This window comes from Microbulbifer sp. MLAF003 (assembly GCF_030012965.1).
In the GTDB taxonomy this organism is placed as follows: Bacteria; Pseudomonadota; Gammaproteobacteria; order Pseudomonadales; family Cellvibrionaceae; genus Microbulbifer; species Microbulbifer variabilis.
Map to the genome: position 1 here is coordinate 1,780,606 of NZ_CP120232.1, position 22,317 is coordinate 1,802,922.

A 22,317-nucleotide genomic window follows, 5' to 3' on the forward strand; every position below is an offset into this window, starting at 1 on the left:
CCAATGCCAGTGGGCTAATTACTGGCATTGGCAGGCTCTTTTTTTAATTTAATAGAAGACTGACTATTGGTATTAAAATAGCTGCAAATTTGGTTTGCGGATTGGATGATGGATCATTTGGATCAGTACCCTCTTCATACTCCTGAAGGTTGGTATATCCATCATTATCTGGATCATACCATGCGTCATTTACAGATAATGGATTAAGGCCATTGTCATATTCCCATTTATCATCAATTCCATCACCGTCTGTATCAGTCAGGTTTACATTCGTACCGATTTGACGCTCATGCCAATTGGACAAGCCATCATTATCGTTATCAATACGAATAGCTACCTCTGTAGAGACCAATTCAATATCGGAATTTAAAACGCCGTGATTGGCACCGCCCGTTGACGTACAACCTGCATTGGTATGTACACCAATCAGGTGACCGGAATCATCTAACACGCCGGAGCCGGAGCTCCCTCCTGTTGTGTCCAAGTTTGCGTAGCGCATATAGCCGACCAAGCCGCCACTCGACTCTACGCCGTCATATTGGCCGGCGTCAACTACCTTTGGAATTCCTGCGGGATGTTGGATAATTGTTAATTGGTCATTCAGATTTGGAATGTCGGCAGATAACGAGGCAGATGGAAATTGAGAGTTAGGGTTGCCTGCTAGCTGGACTACTGCATAGTCTAAACCACCGTGTCTATATTCTACCAAGTCAACAATGTCAAACGATACTATGGATCTCAATGTGCCATTTGCATCATATTGATAATTAAATTCAACATGCATATTTGTAGCATGTTGTGCGGATGTAATTGTCCGCCCTGTGGTATTGTCAATAGGAGCATCCCATCCGCGCCCGTCATTGGTTTGCTGATCGAAACAGTGCCCGGCGGTTAAAAACAAATTGTTGGTTAGTAATGTACCCGTACACCACCTAACGTCATTGACATTTCCTGGGTTGTTATATAGCGCATTAAGGTTATTGTTCCATCGAATATGTCCGACAGCACCTTGATGCGTGTTAACGAAGTCTATGGTTGGCCCAAGCGTTCCGTTATAGCTCTCAACATCTTGCCAGTCAGTAGTGGGTCCACAAATGGATTCACTGATAACTGCATCTGGAGGAGGGGGATTTCATTCATCATTGATGAATGGCTGTCTTCGGCAAATGAGAATGATCCCGCGGTGACCAGCGCACCGAAAGAGACTATCCCTAGTATTGCATTTATATTCATTATTGCTTCCCTATCGTTTATGTATTCGCAAATGCGAAGCTAGTCGCCGCCCAACATTGGTTCACTGAGTAGATATATTTACAATTTAACCCGGGCATTGTGCCGGAAGATTCCAGGTAACTATTGGCAATGCATATCCTATAATCAAGGATACCTTCCCCTTTTCTGTAAATGCGCCAATATGAAAGGCAACTTTTGGATAGAATTTTGTGGTTTGCACCAATCTAATTTAGTGATTGATGCTTCACAATGGTTCTGCTGATTTCAATATTCAGCAAGAGTTTGGTGAAGCATTCCTCACCAAACCCTAAAGTTCCAGAAGCATCTTGGTTACTTACTAAAGCTGTTCTGGCAGTTGGTGGTACCAAAATTAAGGTGCTCCCTAATAGTCCTGGTACACATATCTAATATACTGATGGTTTTCCGGGTCACATGATGGAACCCCAAGCTTAACGCTCTTTCCAGTAGTGGCCGCATTTAATAGCATGGCATACCAAGCTTTCGCCGTTTCCGGTTGAGAGTCCAAGCTGAAACGCCAATAGGTATTTCCTACGGTACTCTCTAATTTACAGGCATCATCTTTTAATCGGAAGTTGACGATGTTGTCATGAACATAGATTCTAGCTACTGGACCAACTACAGCATCAGCTTGAACATTCGCAGCTAAAGCTGCAAGACCCAATAATAGGAATTTTTTCATTTTTAAGTGGCTCCTAGCCAAAGTTTTGTGTGAGTTTCCTTCAAGATAAATTGTACCAAATACCTTGATATCCTTTTGTCTCTACAACAGGAAAGCCTGTGTGAGCTTATTGAGTTGGGTGTGAAGTTATACGCACAACTCAACGTAAGGAAATTAATTTTTATTTCAGTATTGGTAGCGCCACTGATGGTATATTTGTAAATATCAATGCGTCAATAGGTTTAATGCTATTTTTTGCGGAGTGTACGTTTTGTGGTTTTTGTAATTTGATGTAATTTGCCGTTTTATTGGTGATAGTAGTTTTTAGATGATTAATGGTGTTGAGTTTCTATTTGTATAATTTGAATCTGGTCGTTAGTTTTAAGGTGAGTTGAATTAATAGAGGGATAAGTGGTGTATATTTTTAGCGTAATTTGTTGGCGGTGAATTCAGGACACCTAAAAATTGGAGATAGGTACTAATAAGGTTATTGGTACCAGTACAGTATCGGTAGATATTTATTATCAATTTAGGGCTAATCGGCAGTGAAAAACTGAAAGGTATACTTGGGGTTCGAACCTTGTGGTTTTGGGTAATTGAAGTCGGATTATGTATCCTGGACTCAATTTACTCGCGACGATACTCATCGTCAATGCTAAATTCCATATCTGTATCACACAGGAATTCCCATTTTGCATAGCGAGAGGTGCAATGATAATAGGGTATCGTGCTCAAAGAGATCTGAGCGCTACGAGGCAAAGGCATTGGTTATATAAATGCGTATATTTGTGCAGCATTTGATTTTGCAGTCTATGCTGTGTCAATATTTATGGCGCTTATAGCTACGAGTTTTGTGGGTGCTCCGAATCTATGCACAAGGTCAAATTAATGAAAATTGTGGTGGTAGTAGTGTTACTGATAATCAGTATCACCTATTTTACTAGACCGGAAAAAGCAAGTGAGTTACTTGCTGAATACTGTCGAGGTTCCTATCCGGATATGTCATTAGAGAACTGTAGACAGCAAATAAGGACCCCTAAAATCAGGTGTGATGTTCTGAAAGGTACCCTGGAGAAAGATGATGTGTGCGTAAGGTGGGGGCCGCCAAAAGGTTCTCGGCGGGCTCTTGATAACGATATTAATTTATAAATAAATATTTTAGAGGTTTCACTGATTGTAGCCATACGTGATAAATTTCGATACCTGATGTATTTAATAAAGTAGTTCAAACCAAACTCATTTAAAACTAGTACTCAATACGAGCAACTTTCGCAATCTTTTCCCTTAGCCATTTATTTGCCGGATCATCCTTATTTTTTAAGCTCCAATAGGCTTTCATAGAGTATTGGGGAAGGCTGACCGGTGGAGTAAAATGCACAATATTGAATTTTCCGGCAATAGACTGGATAAATTTTCTTGGCGCGGTGAGGATTCCATCACTACATTCTACAATGTAGGGCGCACTGGAAAAATTTGCTACTTTAAATTGAACATTTCTGGACAAGCCAATTTCTTCTAGTGCCTTGTCAACCGTTCCGCGATTATCTCTCCCTGTGCCTGCCATAATATGCGGATATCGACAAAAATTATGAATATTTTTTTTGTCTCTCAAAAATGGATGCTCATCTCGTACCGCGGAGACGAAATCATCTTTATACAAAGTTTTTACCACCAGGCTTGGATGATTTGATTCCATAACACTGATAGAGAGATCCGCTTCACCGCTCTCAATTTGGTTGGCGATCCTGTGCTTATCTAACTTTATAAAAATAATCTGGATTCTCGGGGCGTCTTTTTGAAGTGATGCTATTAGAGGGGGAGCGATACTCTGCTCCACCAGGTCGCTCGTTGCGATATAAAAAGTGTGCTGGGTACTTGCAGGGTTGAATTCTTCTTGATTTAAAATATTCCGCTCAAAGTCATTTAACCAGCGATTTAGCGGTGTTTGTAGGGACTCAGCTCTTGGAGTCAGCACCAGTTGATTACCCTGTCTTATGACCAGTGAGTCATTAAAGCTATGGCGGAGTTTCTTCAGCGTATGGCTTACCGCAGATTGCGTTAGCCCTGCACGCTCGCCTGCTCGGGTTAGATTTCGGGTCTCAAAAATAATCTGCAGGAGCCTAAGTTGGCTTAGCTCAATGTCCGAAATATTGCTCATTCTAACCGGTCTCGGCTATTAGTTATGTTCATAGCTATATTAAATTAATTAATTTCAGTAATAAACCCTAAGGTCCTATTCTGCCGCCACTTCAATTGTTTCAACCCCAATTTCGAGGAAGTGATTATGAGCTTGAAGAAACTGCTTGCGATGGCAGCATTGCTGGTGAGCCCACTGGCGATGGCAGACAACGTTCTGGTTGTGATGTCAGACGTATCGAAAATGAAGCTGAAGGGTGGCAGTGACTACAAAACGGGCTTCTATTTGAATGAGCTTATGGAACCGGTCAAATTGATGATGGAAGCTGGTCACACAATAACATTTGCCACCCCGATGGGGCTGGCGCCGACACTGGATCCGGTTTCGGATGCGCCTGACCATTTCTTGGATACCAGTCAAGAAAACTACAATGCCCATAGAGCTTTATTCAACCAGCTTATGCTGACTGACAAAGATCACAGTCCAGTAGTCAGCTTTGCGCGTATAGAGCAAATCGGGATAGAGAATTTTGATGCGCTGTTTGTGCCGGGAGGTCATGCACCTTTAGGTGACTTGGTATCCAATGATCAACTGGGTAGCTTCTTACGACATTTTAACGCCGAGTCCAAGCCTACCGGTTTAGTGTGTCACGGCCCAGTTGCGCTGCTGTCCGCATTGCCTAACAGCTCTGAATTTGAAGCCCAAATGAAAGCCGGTAAGAAAGCTAAAGCTGCCAAAGGGTGGGTGTATGACGGCTACAAAATGACCTCTTTTAGTAACTCAGAAGAAGCTGTGGCTACTCAATACTACCTGGGTGGTGATGAGCTGTTCTACTGGCCTCAAAATGCACTCACCAATGCGGGCGGTAATTATTCCCGTAGCAAAGAAGATTGGCAGCCGCATGTAGTTGTTGATCGTGAACTGGTAACAGGCCAGAACAACAAATCCTCCATTGCTGTTGCTCAAGAACTTCTAAAATTGATGAAATAGTAGTCTATTTTAGTAACAGGCTTCTTCAGGCAAAGCTTCAATAAGAATCTCAAGGCTATAAAGAATGATTTCGGTAAATAGCCTATGCCTGAAGGGGCGGTATAAATGCCGTATTTTACAAACTCTATTTTATACCTTTGAGTACCGTTGACGATAATCCAGGAATCCCTATGAGCACATCTACTATCTTTCAGCCGAATAATGTCGCAGTTATTACTGGTGGTGCCAGTGGAATAGGTTTTGCAGCCGCAAAGGCCCTATCAAAAATAGGGATGAAGATTTGTTTAGCTGATGTTAACAAAGAAAAATTGGAAGAAGCCAAGCGCGTTTTACCAAGTGACACTTTAATAGTAGAAACCGATGTAAGTGATTTTAGCTCGGTACTGGCACTCAAAGATAAAGTTAAAAAAGAATACGGCCGTATTGATTTTCTTTTTAACAATGCAGGCACTGCTGTTAAAAATGGAAGCTGGGAGAACTTAGATGGTTGGAATAAGATCATCAATACCAACCTTTGGGGGGTCATTCATTGTATTCATGCATTTGCTCCCGAAATGATAAGTCAAAGCAGCCCATCGGTTATCGTTACAACCGGATCTAAGCAGGGAATTACCACTCCACCAGGAAATCCGGCTTACAACGTCAGTAAAGCTGCGGTAAAAGCCACTGCGGAGGCGTTACAGCACTCTATTCGAAATACACCTGGAAGTCAGGTCTCATCCCACTTATTAATTCCCGGTTTCACTTACACGGGTATGACTGGTAGCTCTAGTAAACCTGATGGCGCATGGACTGCAGATCAAGTGGTTAGTTTTATGTTGGAGAGCGTCGAGCGTGGTGATTTTTACATTCTTTGCCCAGATAATGACGTAGATCGTGAAACTGATGTTAAACGTATGAGATGGGCTATGGGGGATATCATTAACAATCGCCCACCACTCTCTCGTTGGCATCCCGATTACCGCGAGGCATTTGAGGCGGAGATGGGTAAACAGTGAGAATACTATTTTCCTAGTAGGAAATATAATCAGAATTATCTAAATGGAATGCAGGTAGGATTTAATTCAATTTTGTAATTGTTTAAGTCCTATACCTGTATGGTACTAGATAACTGCTTTTAAGGTTTTCATTCCTTAGACTGGTTTTTCAAAAATTTCGTATGTTTCTCTTATTCGGCACGATATGTCTGGCTATTTGCTTACTAAAAACTAGACAAAAGAGCTGATAGATAACCAATCCGGCTCTTTGTGCTGAAGTCCTTTTTTCTTATTTTTTTAAAAACTCCCTGATTGAATATCTGATCAATAGGGGTGGCTTATAAAGCCTTTTGCGTACTGGTTTTTTAGCTATTGTTTTTGTTCAGTACTATATACATAAAATTAATTCCATTGATGCGCGTACAAGTTTTAATCTTTGCAGCAGCTGATGTGATGAAAAATTTAAGGAGACAATCATGACTCAAACAGCGCTTATTACTGGTTCAAATAGTGGTTTCGGTTATCTCATTGCCAATACACTTGCAAATAATGGCCATAAAGTAATCGGCACCATGCGAGATCCAAGTGGCCGCAATGCTTCTGTAGCCAATGAGCTTATTGCTAAAGGTATCGTTGTCGTCGATATTGATGTAACCGATGATGAGAGCGTCGCCAAGGGTATTGCTCAAGCAACTAAAGAAGTCGGTCCAATTGATATATTAATTAATAACGCGGGAGTCGGTACGCTCGGGTGGCAGGAGAGCTTTACCATCGAGGACTTTAAAAAGGTTTTTGATATCAATGTTTTTGGCGTTCAGCGTTTAATACGTGCAGTGTTGCCGCAGATGAAACAACGCCGCAGTGGAACTCTCATTCAAATATCAAGCATTTTAGGCAAGTTCGTATTACCTTTTCTTGGTTCTTATAATGCCACCAAACATGCGGTAGAAGGAATGGCAGAGAATTATCGCGTAGAGCTGGCGCAATTTGGTATTCAATCTTTGATTGTTCAACCAGGCGGATTTGGAACCGGTTTTGGCTCAAACCTGTTAAGAGCAAGTGATAAAGAAGTGGCTGCGAGTTATGGTGAATATGCAGATGCCCCTGAGCAAATGTGGGCCGGTACTGAGAAGGGCCATGAATCAGAGGATGCCCCCAGTCCGCGATTAGTTGCAGATGCGGTTCTGAACTTACTGAAGACGGAGCCTTCAAGTCGGCCATTTCGAACAACTGTGGACGGTACTGGATTGAACCCTACGGTCGAAAAGATCAATCAAGTGACCGAAGAAGCAATGCAGGAAATTTATTCAGCATACGAAATGGGTAATTTATTCCAGCTTAAAAAGTACTAATCTGTTCAAGGTGTAGTAGCAATCTTATGTGCTTGTACAGATATAAAGGTACCTTATATTTTATATATTTAGATTTCACATGCTCTTCAATGTGCCTTGGATTTTTATCGCAGATAGTAAAAGCCCAATTATTCATACAGCCATTAGTACTGAACGGAAAATACTATTAAAGAGGCGCTGTACGCTATTAGATTTCCTGAGATAGAGGGGCGGAATAGTAAGCAATCTGATTTCAATGGGTATTCAGAATTACTATGGATAGAAGTGCATTGGCCTGCAGCCGGTATTCCTTTTCTAGAGCTAAGCATATCATTTGCTGTGGAAGTCTGGGCGGAGTTTGGCATCTGGTAAAGTGAAACCTTGTGCAAATTAGGCTAGCCATTGAAGTGTGTAAATGAAAAATTACTAATTCAATAGTATTTGGGGGTGGTGCACGATATAGGCTATTTTTAACTTAATATGGGTGAGCATATAAAATACCAATGCTCACCCATATTTTGCTAGAAATTATCCTGTTGTCTTACCTGATGCCAATTGGCTCCAAAGTCAGTTGACTCATAGAAGTCCCCATTGGCACCATCACAGGATACCAACAGGCGGTCGGCAATCTGAGGGACTATAGAGGTACAATAGTCTGTCGGCGGTTCATTTTCGGTTGCCACCCAGCTCTCCCCACCATCGGTGGTGGTTAGGATTTTGACTTCAGTATCACGAGTTCCACCAGAAAAGCTATTTAACGCAAAGCTTACAATAGCAATAGCATCATTTTCATTGGAGAACCAGGGAACGGATCGGAATGTAAAGCTCTTTTTACGACATGAGTTTTTTGGAGATTTATTATCCGGGCAGCTTCGGATATAGGTTGTTATTTTATTCTGAGCGCCATTTTGGTCGATTTTATGATAGGTTGGCTTTCCACTCAATGACCAAAAGCCAGCTTTTTCAATACCTAGCTGAACAGCACCAGCATCAATAATTGCTGAAAATTCAAAGTCATTAACAGATCTTTCGATCATCCAATTGTCGGGGTTATAAATGAAAATTTCGCTATTGATTGTCGCAAATACGGTATTTTCGTAGATTGAGTGGTTACGGATATTTATATAGTTCTGCCCATTGAGTTCAAATAGTGTTGTGTTGTATATGTGGCGATCTATTTTTTTTGAGTGAGCCTGTTTGTTTTTTATTTCAGCTTCTAATCTATGATCCCATCTTTTACTCGAATTAGTGGAATAGCGGTTAATTAGTCTCCATTGTACATCTGAACCAGATACGGCGCCTCTTAGAATATCTAGCTCAAAGTCACGAGCAACCAAAATCTCGATTTCTCCTGTATCAAGCATTCTTAAATGCTCTACATGAGAGTTGTGCTCTAGTGATATATCTAGCCAGTCCCCAAAAGCTGGACGCCAGAAAAGAGCTCCTTCACTACCCCCTACCACCAGGTCACCATTTTTATTTTGAGCGATGGCGGTTAATTCATGATTAGTGTCAACAGCATCAAGCTCCCACTCTCCTTCAGAGGTCCGCTTGATAAATACACCAATCTTTCCTAGAAAATAGATAGAATTGGCCGGCGAAACATACTGCTCATTGTATGTCACAGGATTCTGTGCAATAGATATATACGTTGATTCACGTTCCTCATCATTTTCATCAACATGCCATCCATTAAGTACCTCAGGGTTGTACTTAAGGAATGGGAAGTATTTCGTAAGCACTTCACCTTTCTCTGATTCTGGGGCTCGAATCAAGAGGTCAAGATACCTATCACCTTGAGGTTTCGGATAATAGATTAGTGTGCCGAGGTCTGTTACCTCTCCCTGGTTTACGGAGAAGGTTCCCAGTTTTTCATTTGCACTGACAAAGCGGCTGTACCATCCATTACCATTGGCGTAAAACGCTCGAATGCTACTCAGAGAGTAGTTTCCAGGTTTGACATAGGAGGCAAATACGGTCGTGCCATTTAATTTTGGCTTTGCGGCTAGGAGGCGCTCCGGCTTTATTGACTTTGACTCATTCAGGTTTTCAGGGTTGATTGTAAGCTGATTAAAGGGTAGGGGGTTACCTGAGGCATTGATGATCCGAGCGACTACGATACCCTCTTGATCATTAATAGGAGTGCTCTCTTCCAGAGCAGGCAGTATATTAACCTGCCCCGCACAGCCCTGTATAATTATTGTACAGGTCAAAAGTATAAGTGGGTAAAACTTTATACATCTGAAGGGTTTTATCCCGGGCATATTACTCTCCATAATTTTGGTCGATGCCTGCTAATTGTATTGCAACTAGCTCTAAGATAATATTCTCAGCCGTATCATTCATTTGCAAACCTGAACTTATGGAAGCGGTATCTTGACGCAAAATCTGGAGAATAAAAGGCTGGTAGAGTGTAACTCAGGCCGAATGGCCCTCTTTTTAAAGAGTGCCATTTTTACTGCGCTTTTTTTATCGGAGTCAGTAATTGCAAGAACTCTATCACTGGTATCTTATGAAAATCCACCTGATTTGGGAAGTAGGCAGGGATATGTACTGGTGAAGCTTGATGTGGATGGAACGGCGCCTTCGATCGAATTTTTTAAATTGTATTCCAACGGAAGCACCTACTTAGAAAGTGGGAAAAAAACCAGGCTGAGAAAAAATAACCGTTACCATATCAGCCTAAAGGGTAAGCCCTCAGGCTATTACTTAATGGCTATCCCCTCAGGCCTTTACCAAATTACTCAAATTAATGCACCTTATTTTAATCTTCCATACAAGCTAGATACGTCTAGTCGACGTACTTGGCGTTTTCATGTGGAAGCAGAAAAGACCAATTACATTGGCAGCTTGTTCATAGGTAAGCAGAGAAAATCAGATTCGATTGAAGTTTATTTAAAAAATCGTATAGCAACAGATTTTAATGAAATCCAAGCATCACTTGGATCGTTAACTGAGTTATATCCTCTGGTGTCTGGCACGGGAGTACAAGATGTGTTCTTTAATAGTTGGCAGGGTCCGCTGGAGGTAGAGCAGTGAAGATTGTTTGTCAGCTAATTCAATTAGCTTTGTTGAGTTTCATAGTAAATGTTGGGTCGGCAGTTGCGATGCCTGCTGAAACTTACTTTAAGCCCGTTGAAACTATGACGGCTCAGATTAGTCCTGATGGGAAGTTTGTAGCCTCTGTAGCTCAGGGTGATGAAAGCCAGAAGTTGGTTATTTGGAATAGTGTGGATGGATCTAAGAGAACATTGATTGATCTGAAAGCCTTAACACCTAGGGATGCGTCAATCCGATTCATTCGCTGGATCGGTCCTAGATATATTGTTGCGCAATTTATGGAGTTAAAAAAAGGTGTTAAAAATTTACTCGATACCAAGCCTGCTTATCGTTTATTGGTGCTCGATGTTTTAGGTTCTAAAAGTTTACCGCCAAAAGTATTTGAGGTGAAAACATCAGGTTGGTTAGTTCATGCCTTACCGGATGAGCCTGGGTATTTTCTATACGCCAAGAGTGGGATTTACTCCAAGGTATACAAGATAGACGTATCAAAACTGAACTTACTTAACCAGAAAGCGAGTAAGCTTGTACGAAAAGATGGCGGTCAATTTACAGCTCAGAATGAAGTAGCCTCGGTTAAGGGCTTTGCCGCACGATGGTTCTTTGACCTGTCAGGTCAGCCAGAATCTGCTCTGTATTTCGATGAAGGGAAGCTTCACCTAAGTAGGATTGCCGATGGTATTTCTTCAACTCCAATAAAGAGTTGGGCGAAAGAAGAGTTAGAGGAGAAGCCATCTGCAGGTGAAAAGTATGGTGTTCTTATTCCGGTGTCTATTAGCCCTGAGGATGGTGCTTACTTTTGTCTGGATACAACTGCTGAGAAAGATCGCACTGTTTACCAGTGTAATTTTTCCACTGGGGAAGAAAGTGTAGTTTACCGATCAGATAGCTATGATATTGTTGATCTGATTATAGATGAATCAACGGGTGCGTTAATTGGTGTAAAAGTTGTCAGGGATGGAAAGCTTGAGTATCAATATATAGATGAAAGCATACAAGTAAACGATGGCATGACCAGTTTGCTGGAAACAACGGTGGGAGCAAGTATCGATAATACTGTAAAGCTTTACTTTAGTGAGACCCACGATCAGCCTGGACGCTATTTCATCCGAAAACAAGGGCAGAAATCTGATCAGCTTGTTGCTTCTAAGTTTCCTCATTTAGATGGTCGGCTTGAGAGTCGTCAATTTCATGACTGGATTCAAGTAGAGGGAATAGATATTCCTTATGTTTTGAATATACCGAAGGGAAACGGGCCATACCCTCTTATAGTGATGCCACATGGTGGCCCATTGGGTATTTTTGATCATCAGTATTTTGATTATTACACGCAGTTCTTTGTGGCGAATAAATATGCTGTTCTTAGAGTGAATTATCGAGGATCGAGTGGCTATTCAGCTGAACTGGAAGAGGCCGGTATTCAGCAGTGGGGTAACTTGATGCTTGAGGATATTTATCAGGCTACAAAGGTGGTTGGCGCTCGTAAGGATATTGCGTCTTCACAAATTTGTGCAGCAGGAGTGAGTTATGGTGGTTATGCAGCATTGATGATGGCTATTAAACATCAACAATTATTTCGCTGTGCAGTTAGTATAGCTGGTGTTACAGATGTTAACTTATATCTTAACTCCCCTTACACATCAGAGGCTCAAACTAAGTGGTTACAAGAGAATGTTGGTGACACTGTCAAAAATTACGATCTCTTGAAAGATATCTCTCCAGTATACTTGGCTCAAGAACTTAGTCGCCCAGTGTTTATTATTCATGGCGAGAAGGATGAGGTTGTCGATATAGAGCATATGCATCGTATGCATATGATGTTGAGTAAATTTAATAAAGACTATGAGTGGAAAGTTTATCCAGATATGGCTCATGGCCCTGCTGATAGTGAGCATCACGTAGCTGTTTTTAGCTCAATTATCGAATTCATAGAAAAAAATATGAAGTGAATTATCATTTTGATGGGTTTCTAGGGTGTCTCCTAATTATTCTGTAATATCTTTTTAGCAGACTAGAATAGTTTCTTTCGACGAAGAGTGATTTCTGTACCTGACCAATTCACGGCTGTCCCTTTGTCGATATAAACTACTCTACGGTATGGCAGTAACTCCCCTTACTGCCTAAATTCTATTGATTTTTAAATTATTTCATTCTCTGCTAGTACTAGTAGTAATCTAACTATTTAGGTTAATGTGGGGATACCCAGCAGGTTGGGGCTTCCTTGCTGGGGACGTAGGGTTTCACTGACCGCTATTACTTATCCCCTTTCCTTGTTTAATGCGTCTATAAATTTCTTCACGGTGCACAGGTAGGCATTTGGGGGCATGTATTCCTATCTTTACTTGATTCCCCTTAACCTCCAATACTGTGATAGAGACATTTGTTCCAATTCTTAGGTTTTCGCCAGTCCGGCGCTTTAAGATCAACATATTCTTTTCCTACTGATACACATACTATGATTAGGCATTCCGTAACGGAAAGGCTTGAAGGGCGGTGTTTGCAGGAAATTTGAGGTGGGGCACGGGAACGGTAGGCGTAGAAAAAGAAAAGGCAGGCAATACGCTCCCAGAGCTTGGGGAATCGCTCCAAGCTGCTGAATGTACTCCACTTTATTGAAGACGAGCGGGTTTCTAGCGTACTATGCATGTAGCCACTTTGATAGTCTGTGTATCAATTTGGTTAGCTGGCCCCTGGTGTTGGTAGCACCTTGGGTCAGCGCCTTTTACTTTCTCTTATGTCACGCTACCGTTCTCCTATAGGGAAATGGGTTATTTGAAAAGATCTTGGGCCTTTTACTTCTGAGCTATTTAGCAATAGAAGCCTGTTGAGTTGCGGCCCTAAATATCGATAAATATCTACTAATTCTACGCAGCTTTGACACTAAAACAAACTTAATAAAATCCAATAAGATTATTTTCGTGCCTATATTTTGTTCTTTTCAGTTGGATAAATCTGATTTTCCTCTTAAGAATTTCGGATTAAATTCGCGTTCTTTATAGATTCCTGTGTTAACCAGCCCCCGATGATTTATCAATTACGAGCATCTGGATGACTTAGGGTTTGTCTGTATGAATGGGCGCGCTAGTGACAGACTGGTTATTCAATTGGAAGGCGTATATGGGGAATCAGATTGTTCCTGATTTTCTGTAAAGTCCTCTTATGTAGTAAAGCTCTCAGTGTTCGTACAAACCCCTTATATTGAACAATAGTCATTCTGGAAGGTGGCGCTATACCCTGTTAGCCTCCATTGGATTGTGAATCGGGGACGGTAAGGAATATGCGGGAGTCGGATGTTGCCAATCGGTTGATAGAGGCGGCACGGGAGTGCTTTTTAAACGATGAGTACCACCGGGTAACCACTCGCCAGATTGCGTCTAAGGCGGGCGTGGCGGTATCAATGATCCGGTATTACTTTGGCAGTAAGGATGGCTTATACGAAGATATGATTCGTCAAACCTTGCTCCCCCTGATTAATGCGGTTGAGCAGCTGAGCCTCGATGGCGACTGGGATTTCGGTGACTTCTTCGATCTCTACTATGCCACAATGCAGAAGAATCCCAGGTTTCCAGCCCTAATCTTGAAGGTTATGGCACTTAATGAAGGGCCAGGAAAGAATGTTATTCGCCAACTCTTAGAGCGGGGGCGCCAGCGGGGTGCCAGGAGATTGGCGGAAATTCAGGGCGCTGAACCTTCGGACAATGGCACTGAATATGATTTGCTCAGGATAGCGTTTGTCAGTCTTGCCATGTTACCCATGCTGGCCAAGCCAGTTCTCGAGGAGCAAATGGGCCAGGAAATGGGGCCTGAGTTTTTAAAGCAGCTTGCCGATTTTAATGGCCGAATCCTAAAGGCTGGTTTACAAAATATGTAACCTTTTAAGTCTCTGTTTGTAATCACAGAGATGTTTCTTTTAATGGCTATTTTTATCGGATATTTGTTTCTGAGGAGTTCTTATGCCCAGGTCTATGCAAAAGAATAGGGTTTCTAACTGGATCTTTCAGAGGGTTTCCAATGCGGTTTACAGTTTATGTAATATTCCAAACCGCCTGATCCCGCCTCCCTTTCGTTTGATGCAAATAGGATCTTTATTTTGGCAATCTCGTTGTTTATACGCTGCTGCCTGCCTCAATGTTGCTGATCATATTGAAGATAAAGCCATTTCAATAGAGAAGTTGGCGGATGCTTGCGATGCTGACAAACAATACCTCTATCGATTGATGAGAATGCTCTGTGCAATGGGGGTTTTTAAAGAAGGGGAATCGAAATATTTCTCCCATAATAGAAATTCAAGGGCGCTTCGTACCAACGCTGACAATAGCGTAAAGAGTATGATCCTGATGCATAATTCACCTGAATTCAGTAGGCCATGGTTTACCAATTTTGAGGGGCATATCAAGGAGGGCAGTGTACCTTTTGAAGGTGTGTATGAGCGGGAGATGTTTGATTATATGAATGATCACCCGAAGGTTAGTGATCTATTTTCCGATGCAATGGATACTGTTGATCACCTTACCGGTTTACAATATTTGCAAGACTTTAACTGGGCGAATTTTGGTCGAATTATTGATTTGGGCGGCGCAAAGGGTAGTAAAAGTGCGAGTATCCTTTCTTCGTACAAACACTTAACGGCAGTTATTGTTGATAGGAGCAATGTAGAATCGACTGCGCGAGAGTATTGGCATACTCACCTGAATGATGTTGTTAGGAAACGATTAGACTTTTATCCTGCTGATATCCTAAATGACCCACTTCCAAATGCAGTAAGTGATAAGGACATCTATTTGTGTGTGGCTATTTTTCACTTGCTGAATGATACCAGGGCTAAAGAGCTTTTGAAGAATATTCACCGGGCGATGGGTGAACACAATGCGACTTTAGCTATTGTTGATGCTGTACTGCCAGAGAAAGGGACAGATCTCAATTTAGCGGCAATGGATATGCAGATGCTGATGGGAACACGAGGGCGTGAACGAACGGTCAGTGAGTGGAATAAGTTGTTTGTTCAGAGTCCTTTCTACTTGGCTGAGACTGTCAGTGTGCGGTCTTTTGCTAAGGTGATGGTTTTAAAGAAAAGAGAGGAGTTAAAGCGAGCTGTCAGTAATTAAAGTGAGCTATCAATAATTGAGACATCTCTAATGTGGCCCCTATTCGACAGCAGGTATGTACCAATTGCCTGTAGAGATTTATAAAGAGATTTATAAAGACTAAGTATTAATAGGCTAGGTGGGGCCTGAAATCTCACTTCAGGCCATTCGATACCAGTGGTGGTATCTGAAGCTCAATTTCCTTCGCTATGGCGAGAAGTGTTAAGTCTGCGCCGGGCACTCCATCCAGTTCCAGACCCACCGGTAAGCCATTATTGCCTCGCCCAATAGGAATGCTTATTCCGGGAGCACCGGTGACTGCTGCTGTGGCATTGTTGTGTATGAGTGTATCCAGAGTCGGAAGTATTTTTCCGTTCAGTTCCAGTTGGTTAGATGACGTGCTAATGGGTTGAGCCTCGATCGGTGCTGTTGGGAATACAATCACGTCTAGTTGGTGCTGCTGGATGATTTTCAGGTAGCTGTCGCGTACTCCAGGCATTCTCTTTAAAGCGGTCTGATAGTCGGCATTTGATGGTGCCTTGGGGCCCATTACTGACTCCTGATAGACAGCCTTTACATCTTTACTTTTGATCATTGCAACCAACTCAGCCAGTTGGGTATTAGGCTGGTAGCTCGCCAGGAATTGGGTCATAGCGGTTTTCATTTGATGAAATCCGATAGGAAACCCAACATCAAGGACTGCGCTCACTAATGAGGATAAGTCGATTTCTACTAAGGTGGCTCCCGCGGAGCTAAGGGAATGTAACGCAGCTTTAAAAGCTTGGTATACACCTGGTGAGAGATTATCAAATAGCGGGTGGGCAAGCCCCAGGCGCAGCTGATTGAGTGGCTTTGCCTGGGGTGGGGCAGACCCGGTTAATATTTCAAACAGATAGGCGGTATCCTCTACGTTGGCGGCCATGGGGCCTGGGGTATCAAACGCTGGCACAGAGGGCACTATTCCTTCGGTGCTCAGGCAGCCAGTGGATGGCCGAAAGCCCACAATTCCTGTGAGGGCTGCTGGCAGCCTGATTGAACCGGCGGTATCCGTGCCCAGGCCTGCAGATACGATCCCGGCGGCAATGGCTGTTGCTGTTCCCCCGGATGAACCACCTGGAAAGCAGCATTTGTCCCAAGGATTCCTGACGGCGCCATAGGCGGCGTTATTAGAGGTTACGCCGAAGGCGAGTTCGTGCAAATTGGTTTTTCCAATGACGATAGCTCCGGCCTTCTCTAGATTCTCAATTATTGGGGCAGAAGCCTTGGCCTGGAAGTTCATACCAGGCGTGCCGGCAGTCGTTTGCATACCTCTCACATTCATATTGTCTTTGACGACGACGGGAATACCAGCAAGAGGTCTGTAATTGCTGCCTTCTTTCAGCTCGTTATCAATGCACTGTGCTTTCTGTAATGCGCCTTGCCTATCCAGGCAGATAAAAGCATCCAGCTCTGAGTGGGCAACCGCATTATCGCAGGCTTCTTCAATTAAGGATGTCGCTGTGATCTTTCTTTTACGGACCATCTCAGAAAGCTGGCGTAGAGATGTTGTCATGGTTTGGCTTACTGGCGGCTACTAGTTAACCTGGATATTAGAGTATTCACGGTGGAGTATTAGCGTAAGCATCATTTTCACTGGAAATATTTCTTCTCTCGAAAATCAGCGCCGCGCATCTAGTTGGGCAGTTAATGGAAAAAGCTCGATTGTTTTTCTATCTACCCCTGTGCTTTACCAGGGACGAAATTAACTCATTCAATTTATGATGTTTTTTGAGAAGTATTACCACAGGTAAAACCAAAGCTTTGTTCCAGGATTGGCTGCAGTTGCTCATCAGGAATATAACCCCTGAGCCAGCGCAGTGGCTTGCCATTGGGTGCTATTAGAAAACTGAAGGGGGTGCCGGGAGTTTCACCCAGCACTTGCTGGAGTTTTCGATTCGCCTGGAACATGGGAAATTCCGGGCGCAATTTTCGATACTCAGCCAATAGTGCTTTGCGCGATCCGTTGATACCCAGGGCAAGTGGCTGGAACTGTTGCGAACACCTGTGCGTAAGCCGGTTGAGTGCTCGAACCTGACGAAAGCACCAGGGGCAGTCGGGTTCTACCAGTACCATCAGGCTTGGCTTGTCTTTGAAGTGCTGCAAGTTGATACGCTCAGGCCCGGCAAGGCTGCGCAATTCAAAATCGAATAGGGAAGTGGGAACTTCAGTCGCGCCAGTTGGCGCGAACAGAAGTGTGAAGAGTAAGAGCCAGGCTCGCATTAGAGGTTCCAGTCGAAGCCCAGGTAGAATTCACGGCCGCGCAGGGGACCATAGATATAGGCTACGTCATAGGCACCACTGGCATCCCAGAACAGAGGGGTTTCCCCTTCCTCGACCTGGGTGTAATCCGTGAGATTGTTGCCGCCCAGGTACAGACTGAGGTTTTCACTCACATCAAAGGTCAATTTCATATCCAGTGTCCAATAGGCGTCTGCGTTTGTACCCTTTAACGAGGTGTCGCCCAATTGGTTAAAGCCCTTATAGCCAAATTCATCCAGGTCGCGGGCGCCTACCCAGGTGGCGCTAGCGTATAGCATCCAGTAATCGGCTTTGTAATCCAGATTGAATAGCGCACGTTGCTCCACTGGGGCAATGGCAAAGGATTCCCGGAAAACATCGTCGTAATCGTAGGTCTCCAGAGTGCCGCCAATAGATAGATTGTCGTTCAGCGCATAATTGAGAGTAATGTCGGCAGCGCCTACAGAGGCACTTTCCTGCATTTGGGTAAGCAGCGGTACCCCGTCCTCGGTTTCACTTAATGCCGCGAGGTTGTCTACTTCGGTAAATGCCAGTGACAGGGTACTGTTAAGGCGCTCTCCTTCGAAGCTCAGCGCATAAGTTGCAGATAGAGACTTCTCCAGACTTTCAATGTCGATGGCAAAGCCATCTCCGGCATCCAGGATGCCATGATCCGTTTCGAAAAAGGATAGGGGGCTCGGTAGCCTCGCCCCAGCGCTACGCGGGAGGTCCATTGATCGTCGTGCAGGTAACGCAGGTCTATACGCGGGGCCACCACAGTTTCATCGATCTCAGTACCGGGTTTTTGCTCGGCGACGAAATCGGCTTTGGCATTATCCAGGCGTATGGCTAGTGCCAACTCAAGATCTGGTGAGACTGTCCAGGTATCCTGCAGGTAAAGGCCGGTAGTTTGGTAGTCGAAACTATCTTCGATGTAGTTGTCGCTTTCCGCCCCTGCAGCAGAGTCGGAGCGCATGGATTCATCGCGAAGGTCGACACCAAACGTCAGCATATGCTGGTCGTTCAGGATCAGGTTGTTGCGCAGGTCGAAGTAATTGAGCGTGTCGGTAGCGCTGTAGTCGAACCCCTCGTAAAAGGAGTCCTGTTTATGCTCAGACCAGGCAACTGTCAGCAAAGTGTTATAGGATTCGTTAAATTCGTGTAGCCAGCTGCCGGAAATTTCACTGCGGGTGGTGGCTATCCATTCGGTGGTTTCCCAGGGTTTACCGATATATTGCTGTCGCACATCGTCGTCGACAAATAAGTGGTCAGACTCCACACCATCGTATCCGTGCAAGACTGAGCCAATGCTGTCTCCTGGGGTCCACCAAAAATATTGGAGTCGGTGTAGGCCGCGCGAAGGATCAGGTTGTCCCTTTCGCCCAGGTCTTGCGAGAGACGCACCACGTAACTGGTATTTTCCTGTAACGGCGCCTCGCTGACGCCGTTATCATCGTTGTCCATCTGGTGATGTTTGTCATCCTGGATGACCAGCGATGTGCGGGTGCGTTCATCATCGCTCAGATAGCCTGCCATCAAGCCAAGAAAATAACTGTCGTTGTCCTCCATGGAGGCATTTATATTGACGCCAGTTTCTTCTATCTCCTTGGAAATCACATTGATGGTTCCGCCGATTGCTTCGGGTGCCAGCAGTGATGCGCCAGCACCGCGGGCCACTTCGATACGTGAGATGCCGGTGGTGGCCAGTGCATCTACCGCGTAGTAGCCAGCCATCATCGTGTGTAAGGGAACGCCGTCGGTGAGGATGGTGGAGTGCTCCCCGCGCATACCATTCAGCATTACCCGCTTGACGCCGCACATAGAACACTCATTGGAAACCCGTACACCGGGGGATTTCTCAATGGCATCCGTCAGGTTTACCGCTTGTTGGGACTTGATCAGGCTCTCGTCTACGACTTCAGTTTTCTGTATGGCGTCCAAAAGGGCGCCGCGTTCATACAGTCGCTGGCGGACACCTATCACTAGGGTCTCCTCCATTACAGCGTTTTGTCCGGAAGGCGCGTCATTGGCAAAGGAGGCAGGGATTGCGGAGGAGAGGGTGATGGCGATCAAGCTTTTGCGAAACATGGGTTGATTTCCCAGAAGTGAACTTTTCTCATATGGTAATGATTCGCATTTGCAAATCAAGTGGGCAAAGGTGGTAGTTTTTGGTGTCTTGGGGATTGGAGCGGGCGGAGCATGATTAGAGCCGGGCAGGCAGCCTGCTATTCAATGATTAAAAGTGACCGAAATTTAGGGTGAAGCCGCTTACATAAATTCAGGTTTGCATAGCCGGGATGGTTGAGCCTCTATTGGAGGGAAAAAGTGTATAGCGATTACCTATCTTTCTGGCTTTGCTGAGGTGAGTCACTCCGTATGTCTGAATGATTAATCTTTAATTAATTGCTGATATTAATATTGCCAAGCTGGTTAAAGAGGCCGTTTTTATTATTAAAATTTTTTGTACTCCCCACCTTACAAAGGGTGGGGAGTGACAACAGTTGTCCTTAATTACTCATCGCAAGGAACAATTTGTATATTCAAAAGCAACTGTGCTCCAACATCGGCAGAGCGTAAAGAAAATAAACTGTCAGCGCCGATTACTGTTGCAACGGTATCTGCTCTCGCAATAAGGGCCTCCCCATCGCACCCGGAATAGTAGGCAAATGGTGGGCGATCATTGAGGACAAAGTTCTCAAACCCAGAGCTATTCCAGTTATTGTCATGGCTTGGACCTTGGCTGCCAGAGAAAAAGTACTCTCGGTGGAAGTTGATATGTGACCCATCGGCAGAAAATACCGTGCCTCGCCAATCAATATCCAGTATTCCTACTGAAAATCCAGGTTCCACGCTCAAAGGCACCGCCAAGTTACAGTCAGAGCTGGCAATTGGGGTTACAGAGTTTGTAACCGCGCTGTACTTACTAAATAGAATAGCGATATTTTCGTTGTTATCTGTCGCCGTGGCTGTTACAGATCCTACGGGACAGCCGGTACCGTTAACAGCGATTTCTCCAATTTCAATTTGCTGCCCATCAATGAGCAATGTTTTTGCCAGAATTGGACCAGAAAAAACTGAACAAAGTGCGAGTGCTAGAAGTTTTTTAAACATTGATACTCTCCATTCCGTGAAAAGTTAAGAGGCCTGATCTTTATAAATCCTGTATGTGACATCTCGATTAATTGTTCTGTTTATAAAAGCTCCTTCTAGATTATTTGCCTCACACTGTAAAATTAAGATTTTTAATGTCAATTAATTACATATGTAATTATTGGTGGTGGTTTAAGTTTGATTATATTTGTGGGCGGGGTCACGAATAGATTCAATGATAGTTAATTAGTGTGATAGGTCAGTGATCTGAGGTTAGTTGAAAGCTACCAGAGGAAGCCTTGGTAGTGTGCGCGAGTTATTGGTTCGTTATTTCTGTAACAGTAATATTTTTATAGAATAATTTTTAAAGTAGTTTTTATAAATGGAAGGCCCTGGCGTAGGATTACCAGGGCTCGATGAGTGATCACATAATATTGATAGACTGAATGGACATCATTTTAAGATACCAATTTGTTTCAAAAAGTCATATTTATCCCAAGTGACCCAGGTTTCAACAATTTTTCCGTTTTCTATCTTGACAAACTCCACGCAGTCCCAGGTGATAGTTTTATTTGTTGGTGTTTCTCCCATAAAAGACCCAACATGCTTGGCGCTAACCGTAACATGAGTGGCAACCATATTTCCCTCAGCTACCTGCATACTATTGAGTACTTTCAAGTCCTTAAATGCGGCACGAAACTTTGTAACTTCAGCTTCAAATTCCTTTAGATTACGCTTTTGCTTTCCAAGATCTGGGCTAACTGCAGAGTCAAGATTATTCACATAGTTAGGTGCGAATATTGTTGATGGATCAATTTTTGAGTCACTTTTCCAAAAGTCAATAGCTTTTAGCGCAATTTTCTTATTTTCTTGAAGGTTATCGGATTGCGCAATTACACTGGTGGCACCAGTGAGGCCAAGAAATATCGCCAAAGCCACTGGAAATAAGAGTTTAGGCATAAAATCCTCCCAACAATTGAACAAGTAATTCGATACTAAGTATGAGTGCTAGCGTAAATTGCGCCATCTAAATTGCACTCTGTCTGAGGAGATCTTGACGATCTAGAACTGGTTTCGGCCTTTATATGGAATTATTCTGAATAACAGTGAGTAGATGATTAAGCGGGTGACTGTCTAGAGCAACGGTATATCAGTATTCTTAATACTTGGCGTGTTTTTTATGAGCTTAGAGCCATTCTCGAGGGAGCTTGGCCCCCAAGAAGCACTATTTGTCGAGATGACCAGGCTGTCTCACGGCGGTTTGCAGTTTGTGTCTTTTATAAGGGTTTGCGAACCCTTAAAGGTAGGCCCTCTACGTGAGGGATTGGCTTACCTTCATAAACGCCATCCACTTCTACGTGCTCGTGTGAAAAGGGGGGCGACTGCGCTGGATTTGTGATGTTGACTTTAGGGATATCCCTCTGGAGATATGCCACATAAAGAGCGACTTAAACCTTGA

The 22,317-nt window shown here is 43.6% G+C and carries 19 protein-coding genes and 1 pseudogene; 7 read left to right on the top strand and 13 right to left on the bottom strand.

The features are described from left to right. Positions 1-43: 43 nt before the first annotated feature. The 4 genes from P3339_RS08660 to P3339_RS08675 all read right to left on the bottom strand — a co-directional run bounded on the left by P3339_RS08660 (position 44) and on the right by P3339_RS08675 (position 4,070). Complete coding sequence (locus tag P3339_RS08660; RefSeq protein WP_353056921.1) at positions 44-1,108, bottom strand: trypsin-like peptidase domain-containing protein; 1,065 nt, start codon at positions 1,106-1,108, stop codon at positions 44-46. Then, entirely contained in the window at positions 1,030-1,233 is a 204-nt protein-coding gene (locus tag P3339_RS08665) for a hypothetical protein (protein WP_282953072.1), read from the bottom strand. Before P3339_RS08665 ends, P3339_RS08660 begins: the two co-directional genes overlap by 79 nt. A 382-nt stretch (positions 1,234-1,615) precedes the next feature. Beyond that, a complete protein-coding gene (locus P3339_RS08670) occupies positions 1,616-1,933 on the bottom strand; it encodes a hypothetical protein (RefSeq protein ID WP_020413241.1) in 318 nt (105 codons plus the stop codon). Positions 1,934-3,158: 1,225 nt separating this feature from the next. Next, on the bottom strand, positions 3,159-4,070 hold the full coding sequence (locus P3339_RS08675) for a LysR family transcriptional regulator (RefSeq protein ID WP_282953073.1): 912 nt from the start codon (positions 4,068-4,070) through the stop codon (positions 3,159-3,161). Positions 4,071-4,196: 126 nt separating this feature from the next. Here P3339_RS08675 and P3339_RS08680 point away from each other — a divergent pair, with 126 nt between their 5' ends. From P3339_RS08680 to P3339_RS08690, 3 genes are all read left to right on the top strand, one after another. Continuing rightward, the gene (locus P3339_RS08680; protein WP_282953074.1) at positions 4,197-5,039 is read left to right on the top strand and encodes a type 1 glutamine amidotransferase domain-containing protein; all 843 of its coding nucleotides are present in this window, start codon (positions 4,197-4,199) and stop codon (positions 5,037-5,039) included. A 170-nt stretch (positions 5,040-5,209) separates the two neighbouring features. Continuing rightward, positions 5,210-6,037: an SDR family oxidoreductase gene (locus P3339_RS08685; protein WP_282953075.1), complete on the top strand. Its 828-nt coding sequence runs from the start codon at positions 5,210-5,212 to the stop codon at positions 6,035-6,037. 455 nt (positions 6,038-6,492) lie between these two features. Continuing rightward, positions 6,493-7,368 (top strand): SDR family oxidoreductase, encoded by an 876-nt coding sequence (locus P3339_RS08690; RefSeq protein ID WP_282953076.1) that lies wholly within the window; start codon positions 6,493-6,495, stop codon positions 7,366-7,368. Between the two features lie 500 nt (positions 7,369-7,868). On the opposite strand, the gene P3339_RS08695 is transcribed toward P3339_RS08690, so the two are convergent. Then, positions 7,869-9,611: a WD40/YVTN/BNR-like repeat-containing protein gene (locus tag P3339_RS08695; RefSeq protein ID WP_020413236.1), complete on the bottom strand. Its 1,743-nt coding sequence runs from the start codon at positions 9,609-9,611 to the stop codon at positions 7,869-7,871. Between the two features lie 112 nt (positions 9,612-9,723). On the opposite strand from P3339_RS08695, the gene P3339_RS08700 reads away from it, so the two are divergent. Next, entirely contained in the window at positions 9,724-10,386 is a 663-nt protein-coding gene (locus P3339_RS08700) for a hypothetical protein (protein WP_157533481.1), read from the top strand. After that, positions 10,383-12,356, top strand: coding sequence for an alpha/beta hydrolase family protein (locus P3339_RS08705; protein ID WP_282953077.1), 1,974 nt, complete (start codon positions 10,383-10,385; stop codon positions 12,354-12,356). The genes P3339_RS08700 and P3339_RS08705 overlap by 4 nt, the downstream gene beginning before the upstream one ends. A gap of 291 nt (positions 12,357-12,647) precedes the next feature. Here the strand turns inward: P3339_RS08705 and csrA are convergent, their stop codons facing one another. Next, positions 12,648-12,836 (bottom strand): carbon storage regulator CsrA, encoded by a 189-nt coding sequence (gene csrA / locus P3339_RS08710; RefSeq protein ID WP_282953078.1) that lies wholly within the window; start codon positions 12,834-12,836, stop codon positions 12,648-12,650. Positions 12,837-13,684: 848 nt separating this feature from the next. On the opposite strand from csrA, the gene P3339_RS08715 reads away from it, so the two are divergent. Then, on the top strand, positions 13,685-14,278 hold the full coding sequence (locus tag P3339_RS08715) for a TetR/AcrR family transcriptional regulator (protein ID WP_282953079.1): 594 nt from the start codon (positions 13,685-13,687) through the stop codon (positions 14,276-14,278). Positions 14,279-14,360: 82 nt separating this feature from the next. After that, a complete protein-coding gene (locus P3339_RS08720) occupies positions 14,361-15,512 on the top strand; it encodes a methyltransferase (RefSeq protein ID WP_282953080.1) in 1,152 nt (383 codons plus the stop codon). 133 nt (positions 15,513-15,645) lie between these two features. On the opposite strand, the gene P3339_RS08725 is transcribed toward P3339_RS08720, so the two are convergent. The 7 genes and pseudogenes from P3339_RS08725 to P3339_RS08755 all read right to left on the bottom strand — a co-directional run bounded on the left by P3339_RS08725 (position 15,646) and on the right by P3339_RS08755 (position 21,818). After that, positions 15,646-17,043, bottom strand: coding sequence for an amidase family protein (locus P3339_RS08725; protein ID WP_282953081.1), 1,398 nt, complete (start codon positions 17,041-17,043; stop codon positions 15,646-15,648). 203 nt (positions 17,044-17,246) lie between these two features. Next, a complete protein-coding gene (locus P3339_RS08730) occupies positions 17,247-17,750 on the bottom strand; it encodes a TlpA family protein disulfide reductase (protein ID WP_282953082.1) in 504 nt (167 codons plus the stop codon). Next, a complete protein-coding gene (locus P3339_RS08735) occupies positions 17,750-18,502 on the bottom strand; it encodes a TonB-dependent receptor domain-containing protein (RefSeq protein WP_282953083.1) in 753 nt (250 codons plus the stop codon). The genes P3339_RS08730 and P3339_RS08735 overlap by 1 nt, the downstream gene beginning before the upstream one ends. Positions 18,503-18,516: 14 nt before the next feature. Continuing rightward, positions 18,517-19,077: pseudogene (locus tag P3339_RS08740) on the bottom strand (TonB-dependent receptor domain-containing protein); the annotation flags it as partial. After that, positions 18,966-19,856 (bottom strand): TonB-dependent receptor plug domain-containing protein, encoded by an 891-nt coding sequence (locus P3339_RS08745; protein WP_282953084.1) that lies wholly within the window; start codon positions 19,854-19,856, stop codon positions 18,966-18,968. The gene P3339_RS08745 and the pseudogene P3339_RS08740, both read right to left, overlap by 112 nt. 423 nt (positions 19,857-20,279) lie before the next feature. Continuing rightward, on the bottom strand, positions 20,280-20,879 hold the full coding sequence (locus tag P3339_RS08750) for a DUF4360 domain-containing protein (RefSeq protein WP_020413227.1): 600 nt from the start codon (positions 20,877-20,879) through the stop codon (positions 20,280-20,282). 432 nt (positions 20,880-21,311) lie between these two features. After that, a complete protein-coding gene (locus P3339_RS08755) occupies positions 21,312-21,818 on the bottom strand; it encodes an ester cyclase (protein WP_282953085.1) in 507 nt (168 codons plus the stop codon). Positions 21,819-22,317: the final 499 nt, after the last annotated feature.

Coding starts and splice junctions, on each gene's coding strand:
- P3339_RS08665 (WP_282953072.1), bottom strand. CDS start 1,233: ATGAATATAAATGCAATACTAGGGATAGTCTCTTTCGGTGCGCTGGTC.
- P3339_RS08670 (WP_020413241.1), bottom strand. CDS start 1,933: ATGAAAAAATTCCTATTATTGGGTCTTGCAGCTTTAGCTGCGAATGTT.
- P3339_RS08675 (WP_282953073.1), bottom strand. CDS start 4,070: ATGAGCAATATTTCGGACATTGAGCTAAGCCAACTTAGGCTCCTGCAG.
- P3339_RS08680 (WP_282953074.1), top strand. CDS start 4,197: ATGAGCTTGAAGAAACTGCTTGCGATGGCAGCATTGCTGGTGAGCCCA.
- P3339_RS08685 (WP_282953075.1), top strand. CDS start 5,210: ATGAGCACATCTACTATCTTTCAGCCGAATAATGTCGCAGTTATTACT.
- P3339_RS08690 (WP_282953076.1), top strand. CDS start 6,493: ATGACTCAAACAGCGCTTATTACTGGTTCAAATAGTGGTTTCGGTTAT.
- P3339_RS08695 (WP_020413236.1), bottom strand. CDS start 9,611: ATGCCCGGGATAAAACCCTTCAGATGTATAAAGTTTTACCCACTTATA.
- csrA (WP_282953078.1), bottom strand. CDS start 12,836: ATGTTGATCTTAAAGCGCCGGACTGGCGAAAACCTAAGAATTGGAACA.
- P3339_RS08715 (WP_282953079.1), top strand. CDS start 13,685: ATGCGGGAGTCGGATGTTGCCAATCGGTTGATAGAGGCGGCACGGGAG.
- P3339_RS08720 (WP_282953080.1), top strand. CDS start 14,361: ATGCCCAGGTCTATGCAAAAGAATAGGGTTTCTAACTGGATCTTTCAG.
- P3339_RS08725 (WP_282953081.1), bottom strand. CDS start 17,043: ATGACAACATCTCTACGCCAGCTTTCTGAGATGGTCCGTAAAAGAAAG.
- P3339_RS08730 (WP_282953082.1), bottom strand. CDS start 17,750: ATGCGAGCCTGGCTCTTACTCTTCACACTTCTGTTCGCGCCAACTGGC.
- P3339_RS08735 (WP_282953083.1), bottom strand. CDS start 18,502: ATGGACCTCCCGCGTAGCGCTGGGGCGAGGCTACCGAGCCCCCTATCC.
- P3339_RS08745 (WP_282953084.1), bottom strand. CDS start 19,856: ATGTTTCGCAAAAGCTTGATCGCCATCACCCTCTCCTCCGCAATCCCT.
- P3339_RS08750 (WP_020413227.1), bottom strand. CDS start 20,879: ATGTTTAAAAAACTTCTAGCACTCGCACTTTGTTCAGTTTTTTCTGGT.
- P3339_RS08755 (WP_282953085.1), bottom strand. CDS start 21,818: ATGCCTAAACTCTTATTTCCAGTGGCTTTGGCGATATTTCTTGGCCTC.